Origin of the sequence: Micromonospora deserti (assembly GCF_003236335.1) — a bacterium.
In the GTDB taxonomy this organism is placed as follows: domain Bacteria; phylum Actinomycetota; class Actinomycetes; order Mycobacteriales; family Micromonosporaceae; genus Micromonospora; species Micromonospora deserti.
The window spans coordinates 1-6,311 of record NZ_POUB01000313.1 but is presented as its reverse complement, the minus strand read 5'-3'; the positions used below and the strand labels follow the sequence as shown (position 1 = coordinate 6,311).

The 6,311-nt window shown below is 73.1% G+C and carries 7 protein-coding genes and 1 pseudogene; 3 read left to right on the top strand and 5 right to left on the bottom strand.

Annotated elements, in window-relative coordinates:
* A pseudogene (locus tag C1I99_RS27910) lies at window positions 1-291 on the top strand (glycosyl transferase family 1); the annotation flags it as partial.
* Between the two features lie 164 nt (window positions 292-455).
* Here C1I99_RS27910 and C1I99_RS27905 read toward each other — a convergent pair.
* The 5 genes from C1I99_RS27905 to C1I99_RS27885 all read right to left on the bottom strand — a co-directional run bounded on the left by C1I99_RS27905 (window position 456) and on the right by C1I99_RS27885 (window position 4,232).
* On the bottom strand, window positions 456-1,178 hold the full coding sequence (locus C1I99_RS27905) for a CDP-alcohol phosphatidyltransferase family protein (RefSeq protein ID WP_111137192.1): 723 nt from the start codon (window positions 1,176-1,178) through the stop codon (window positions 456-458).
* Entirely contained in the window at window positions 1,153-2,220 is a 1,068-nt protein-coding gene (locus tag C1I99_RS27900; protein WP_111137191.1) for an iron-containing alcohol dehydrogenase family protein, read from the bottom strand. Before C1I99_RS27900 ends, C1I99_RS27905 begins: the two co-directional genes overlap by 26 nt.
* Window positions 2,208-2,939: a phosphocholine cytidylyltransferase family protein gene (locus C1I99_RS27895; protein ID WP_111137190.1), complete on the bottom strand. Its 732-nt coding sequence runs from the start codon at window positions 2,937-2,939 to the stop codon at window positions 2,208-2,210. Before C1I99_RS27895 ends, C1I99_RS27900 begins: the two co-directional genes overlap by 13 nt.
* Before the next feature lie 79 nt (window positions 2,940-3,018).
* Window positions 3,019-3,786, bottom strand: a complete 768-nt coding sequence (locus tag C1I99_RS27890; RefSeq protein WP_111137189.1) for a hypothetical protein — start codon at window positions 3,784-3,786, stop codon at window positions 3,019-3,021.
* Window positions 3,783-4,232, bottom strand: a complete 450-nt coding sequence (locus tag C1I99_RS27885; protein WP_111137188.1) for an NUDIX hydrolase — start codon at window positions 4,230-4,232, stop codon at window positions 3,783-3,785. The genes C1I99_RS27890 and C1I99_RS27885 overlap by 4 nt, the downstream gene beginning before the upstream one ends.
* A gap of 113 nt (window positions 4,233-4,345) precedes the next feature.
* On the opposite strand from C1I99_RS27885, the gene C1I99_RS27880 reads away from it, so the two are divergent.
* Both C1I99_RS27880 and C1I99_RS27875 read left to right on the top strand, forming a co-directional pair.
* Window positions 4,346-4,738, top strand: coding sequence for a CBS domain-containing protein (locus C1I99_RS27880; RefSeq protein WP_111137187.1), 393 nt, complete (start codon window positions 4,346-4,348; stop codon window positions 4,736-4,738).
* Between the two features lie 240 nt (window positions 4,739-4,978).
* Window positions 4,979-6,073, top strand: coding sequence for an aminotransferase-like domain-containing protein (locus C1I99_RS27875; RefSeq protein WP_111137186.1), 1,095 nt, complete (start codon window positions 4,979-4,981; stop codon window positions 6,071-6,073).
* Window positions 6,074-6,311: the final 238 nt, after the last annotated feature.

The following is a 6,311-nucleotide window of genomic DNA, read 5'->3' as shown; positions in this document are numbered from 1 at the left end:
CCCGCCCCGGGTGCGGCTCCAGCGGGCCCTGCCCCGGCTCCGGTGAGCCCTGCGGGTGCGGCGTCGGGGACTGCCGCCGTGCCGGCGGGGATCGTGGCCGGCGAGTCCGGCTGGGTGGTGCCGCCGGAGCCGGCCGCGCTGGCCGCCGCACTACCGGTGGCCCGGGACGGCGCCACCGCGCTCGCGCCCGCCGCCCGCTCCCGCTACGAGCGCACCTTCCACCCCGACGTGGTCACCAAGCAGCTCATCGACATCTACGCCGACACCGCCCGCACCCCCGCCGCTCCCTGAGCCGTCCCGCACCGGCCACCGAAACTGCCCGCACCTTCCCGAAACCGCGCACTCGGTGGCGTGCAAAGCCGCACTTTCCCGGAAACTGTTCATTCCGCGGCGCGTAGGCCGCCATTGCGGCGCCTGGTCACCCCGTGTGCCGGAGCGGAGGGTGGCGTGGGGTGTCAGCGGAGGGAGGCGCGGGCGGAGAAGGCGATGCTGGCCAGCAGGAACCCGCCGTTGACGACGGTGAACGCGACGATCACCCAGAGGGTGAGCGCGGGCGCGAAGGCCAGCACGAGCGCGGCCACGAAGATCACCGCACCGTAGTCGCGGACCAGCTTCACCAGGCGTACCGGCAGGGACGTCGAGGTGACCATGCTGGCCGCGTTCGGGCCGGCCTGCATCACCGAGGTGACCAGGTTGACCATCCAGGTGCCGGCGAAGACCGCCACCAGCCAGGTGGGCGTCGCCGGCTGCTGCGCCACCGCGGTCGCCGCGAGCGCGGCGACCAGGGCGATCTGGGCGGCCACGTCGCAGAGCACGTCGACCCGGGCGCCGGCCGCGCTGCCCTGGCCGGTGACCCGTGCCAGCTGCCCGTCGGCGCAGTCGAGGGCGTACGCGACCTGCCAGCCGACCAGCGCGACCAGCCCGACCACCCAGGCCGGTACGTCGCCGGCGGCGACCCGGTCGGCGAGCGCCACCACGGTGACCGAGGTGGCCAGGCCGAGAACCAGGTTGGTGATGGTCAGCGCGGTCGGGCGCAATCCGAGTCGCTGGGCGACCAGGGCGAAGACCGCACCCAGCCACTGGCTGACCGACTCGCTGAACAGGCCGCCTCCCCGGTTGACCCGGTGGAAGTCGGCGACGGTGGGGCGGGGCTCAGCCAAGGTGGTCGCGGATTGCACCGGCGTAGTCTGCCAGCCGTTCGCGCGTCTCGGTAGGCGACATCGCCAGGTGTTCGAGGATGGTGTAGCGGTCCGGCCGGGTCGCCGGCGCGAACTGCACCGCCTCCACGAACTGATCGTCGGTGAGCCCCACGTCGGCGGGGAGCCGGGGCAGGTTGTGCCGGGCCAGGCACGCCGACATCTCCTCGACGCGGCGCCGGTCGCCGCGCAGCCAGGTGCAGAACAGCGCCCCGAGCCCCGCCAGTTCGCCGTGCGAGGCGGTGCCGGGGAAGAGCGCGTCGACGGCGTGCATGATCTCGTGGCAACCGCCGCTGGAGGGCCGGCTGGTGCCGCAGACCGCCATCGCCAGACCACTGGAGATCAGTGCCTCGGCGAGCACGGTGACGAACGCGTCGTCGGTCATGTCGCCGGGATGGGCGAGCACGGCCTCGGCGCCCATCCGCGCCAGCGAGGCGGCCAGGCCGTCGACCGGCTCGTTCCGGACCCGCCGGGCCAGCTCCCAGTCGGCCAGCGCGCTGATGTTGCTCACCACGTCGCCGATGCCCGCACGGTTGTGCCGTTCCGGCCCGCTCTCCACGAAGTCCAGGTCGACGATTACCGCGATCGGGATGTGCACGCCGTAGGACCCCTTGATCCCGTCGGTGATCAGGCTGGCCACCGGGGAGGCGATCCCGTCGTTGGCCAGGCTGGTGGCCACCGAGACCATCGGCAGGCCACGCCGGGTCGCGGCGTACTTCGCGACGTCGATGGTCTTGCCGCCACCGATGCCGACCACCGCGTCGTACGACCTCGCCCGCAGCTTTCCACCCAGGTCGTCGGCGGATTCCAGAGTGCCGCCGGTGGTGGTGAAGACGTCCGCTGAGCGCAACGACGGCTGGATCAGCTCGGCGATCCGCTCGCCCTGACCCGGGCCGACCACCACCGCGACGTCCCCGCCGGAGGAGATCCGCCCGTCCACCAGGATCGAGGCCAGGTCGGCGACCGCCCCGCGCCGTACGTCGATGTGCAGCGGGGTCAGCACCGTACGGGCTAGTAGCGGCACGCGATCTCCCGCGCCCGGGCCAGGTCGGCGTGGTTGTCGACCTCGACCCAGGAGACGTCACCGATGGGGGCCGGTCGCACCTCGCCACCCCGGTCGGCGAACTCCTGGTAGCCGTCCTCGTAGTAGAGGTTCGGGTCGCGCCGCCAGGTCGCCTCCAGCGCGTCGGCGAGGGCGTCGGCGACCTGCGGCTCGATCAGCGTCGCGCCGATGTACTCCCCGTACGCCTCGCCCGGGTCCATCAGTTTGGTGATCCGGGTGAGCTGGCCGGCGGCGTCGAAGGTGGTCTTCATCTCCTCCTCGGCCAGCGGCTTGATCGTGTCCACGGCGAGCAGGATGCCCGGGCCACGCTCGGCCAGCAGGGTCTTCTCCACGCTCACCGGGTGCACGGTGTCGCCGTTGACCAGCAGCACGCCCCGGCTGAAGTGCTCCCGGGCCAGCCAGAGCGAGTACGCGTTGTTCCACTCCTCGGCCTTGTCGTTGTGCACCAGGGTGAGCGTGACGCCGTACCGCTTCTCCAGGTCGGCCTGCCGGTCGCGGACCGCGTCCGCGGCGTAGCCGACCACGATCACGACCTCGGTGAGCCCGACCTCGGCGAGGTTGCGCAGCGCGATGTCCAGGATGGTGATGTCCCCGTCCACCGGCACCAGCGCCTTCGGCAGCGTGTCGGTGTACGGGCGCAGCCGGCGCCCCGCCCCGGCTGCCAGCACCATCCCGATCATTCCGGCGTCCTCCCTCGTCCGACTCCCGGTCACCGGTGGAGGATAGCGCTGCGTGACAGAGCCGCTGTGGCCAACCGGTTCAGCCTGGCAGCGCCGCCAGGTCGGCCAGCACCGCCAGCCGCTCCTCGGCGGTGAGCACGACGTACGGGCCGCCCGCGCGCCGGTCGGTCTCCAGCTCGATCGCCCGCCGCTCCGGGCCGGCGGGCAGGGCGGTCACGCTTGCCGCGGTGTGCCCGGCGGCGGTCCACGCGGCGGCGTGCGCGTCGGCCCGGTGGTAGCGCAGCGTGCCCAGCCGGTTGAGCAGCAGCACCCCGGGCGGGCTGCCGTCCGGCTCGTGCGGCGGCGCCGTCGCGGCGAACGCCGCCCCGGACCCGTCGCCCTCCTCCTCGGCGAGGACCAGCGCGTACACCAGCACCCGGCCGAGCGCCTCGACCAGCCGCACCACCCGGTCGTCGTGCCCGGCCCAGAGTTCCTCGGTCACCTCGGCGTGCACCTGCCAGATCTCGGCCAGGAAGGCCAGGCCGCGGTCGGTGGCGGAGAGTTCGCCGGCCGGGCCGCGGTGGATCATCCCGTACGCGACGTGTTTGTCCAGTCCGCGCCGGCACTCGGCCGGATTCCGGTACCGGGTGACCGCCGCGAACCCGGCCGGGTCGACCGTCCCGCCGGGCGCGGCGAGCCGGGTGCGGAACTCCTCCAGGAAGCCGGTGGCGGCCGGCCCGCCGTAGCGCTGGCTCACCTCGGCGCCGCCGTCGCGGCCGGCGAACATCCCGGCGACGAACGCCCGGTCGACCGCCGGGGCGACCAGCCCGGCGAACCGGTGCGGCTCGAGCCCGACGGCGTCGTTCACAGACCGATCGAGCGCAGGGCGGCGAAGGCCTCTTCCGCGATCCGCCGGATCAGGCCGTCGTTGACGTCGCGGTGCTCGTCGAGCAGGGCGACCTCGTCGGCGGCGAGCCAGCGGAACTCGGTGTGCTTGCCCTCCTCCAGCTCCGGCCGGGCCAGGTCGCCGTCGACCCGGACCAGCCAGTCGCTCTCGACCCGGGCCAGCCCGTCGTCGCCGACGTAGCGGTACTCGCCGACCTGGCCGAGCAGGTGCGAGACGGTCCACCCGGTCTCCTCGGTCACCTCGCGGTACAACGCCGTCTCGACGTCCTCGCCCGGTTCGAGGTGGCCGCCGACGATGTCCCAGCAGTTGGGAAAGAGGCGTCGGTCGGCGGACCGGCGCTGGAAGAAGATGCGGCCGTCGTCGTCGACGATCAGGGCGCCGGCGCAGCGCAGAGGCTCGATGGACACGTCACGACAGTAGCGAGCGGTCACCGGTCGCGGCGATGCCCGGTCTTGTCCCGGCAACCCACGGGGCGCACCATGTCCCTACCGGTGCCGCCGTCCCACAGGGGTGATGCGTGATGCAGGTTCGGGAAGCGATGTCCAGCCAGGTTCTCGTGGTCGGCCCGGAGCACACGCTCCGCCAGGCGGCCCGGATGATGTCGGCCCGCGGTGTCGGGTCGGCGGTCGTGATCGACCCGGACTCCGAGGGGATCGGCATCATGACCGAACGCGACGTGCTCAAGGCCATCGGCGCCGGGCTGGACTGCGACGTCGAACGCACCGGGGCGCACCTGACCTGGGACGTGGTCTACGCCGGGCCGGAGTGGACGGTGGAGGAGGCGGCCGCGGCGATGGCCCGGGGCGGCTTCCGGCACCTGGTCGTGCTCGACGGGCGGGAGGTGGCCGGGGTGATCTCGGTACGGGACATCGTGCGGGTCTGGGCCGCGAGCCGGATGGTCGGCGCCGGCTGAGCGGCGGCTCGGGCCACCGGGGCCGCCGCCCAGCTCGGCGAGGATCGCCACCGGGACGTCGCCCCGGCCGGGTCGAGCCCTCGTGGGGCCTCTCCCGGCCGGCGCAGCACGGCACGCTCGGCCTTCCGGTCTGATCTGCCGCCGACCGGCCGAGGCCGGTCACCCGACCCGGTGGCTCAGTATGCGGACATCGCCGTGCCGTCCCCGCGCAGCCGGTCACCGCCCGTACGCTGAACACTCATGACCGCCGAGCAGCTGATCTCCTTCGCCCGTGGCGCGCCCTCGCTGGACATCGTCGATGTCGAGGGGCTCAAGGCCGCCGCCGTCCGCGCGTTCGACGCCGACCCCGCCGGGGTGACGGCGTACGGGACCTCCGTCGGTTACCTCCCGCTCCGCAGGTGGATCGCCGAGAAGCACGGGGTCGAGGCCGACCAGGTGCTGATCACCAACGGCTCGTTGCAGGCCGACGCGTTCCTCTTCGACCATCTGGTCCGTCCGGGCGACGCCGTGGTGGTGGAACGCCCGACCTACGACCGGACCCTGCTCAACCTCCAACGGATGGGCAGCGAGCTGCACGGTGTCTCCATCCAGCCGGACGGGCTGGACACCGCCGAGCTGCGCAAGCTGCTGGAGTCCGGGGTGCGCCCCCGGCTGGCGCACATCATCCCGAACTACCAGAACCCGGCCGGCGTGACGCTCAGCCTGGAGAAGCGGCGGGAGCTGCTCGACCTGGCAGCCGAGTACGGGTTCACCATCTTCGAGGACGACCCGTACGCCGACATCCGGTTCCGGGGCGAGGCGCTGCCGTCGATGCTGTCGCTGGACACCCGCGACGTGGTGGTGCACGCCTCCAGCTTCACCAAGACGGTCTGCCCCGGTGTCCGGGTCGGCTACCTGGTCGGCCCGGCCGACGTGATCGCCGACATCGCGAAGAAGGCGACCAGTCTCTACATCTCCCCCGGCATGGTCTCCGAGGCGATCGTGTACCAGTTCTGCGTCTCCGGCGACATCGACCGCTCGATCGGGACGGTGCGCGCCGCCCTCGGCGAGCGGGCCCGGGTGCTCGCCGAGTCGCTGCGCCGGCACATCCCCGAGGCCCGGTTCGTGGAGCCGGACGGCGGTTACTTCCTCTGGGTCGAGCTCCCCGAGGACGTGCTGGTCGACAAGCTCGCCCCGGCGGCCGCCGAGCGCGGGGTGGCGGTGGTCAAGGGCAGCGACTTCGTCGTGGACGGCGGGCGGCACGCCCTCCGCCTGGCGTACTCGGCGGTGACCGCGGACCGGATCGACGAGGGGGTCCGCCGGCTCGCGGAGGCGATGGCGGCCGTCCGCGGCTGAGTTTCTGTCAGATTTCCGACAGTACGGGGATAGTGGCCGTCCCGGGTCTCCCGCCGGGGCGGCCGGCGGCTCAGAATGCTGCGAGCGTCACTCACCACGTGTAGTGCACGTCACTGCCCGGCGTAGGCCCGTGCCGCGCCGGGTGATGAGCCGGCCCCGGCCCAGCCGAGGCCACGCGGTGCGGCGCGATCAGCACAACCCCCGCCCCCACAGGCGCCGGGTGGGCCGTGTCGTCCCC

What these genes read in the sequence shown, in the direction of transcription:
- C1I99_RS27895 (WP_111137190.1), bottom strand. Translation starts at nt 2,939, where the DNA reads ATGATCGGGATGGTGCTGGCAGCCGGGGCGGGGCGCCGGCTGCGCCCG.
- C1I99_RS27880 (WP_111137187.1), top strand. Translation starts at nt 4,346, where the DNA reads ATGCAGGTTCGGGAAGCGATGTCCAGCCAGGTTCTCGTGGTCGGCCCG.
- C1I99_RS27875 (WP_111137186.1), top strand. Translation starts at nt 4,979, where the DNA reads ATGACCGCCGAGCAGCTGATCTCCTTCGCCCGTGGCGCGCCCTCGCTG.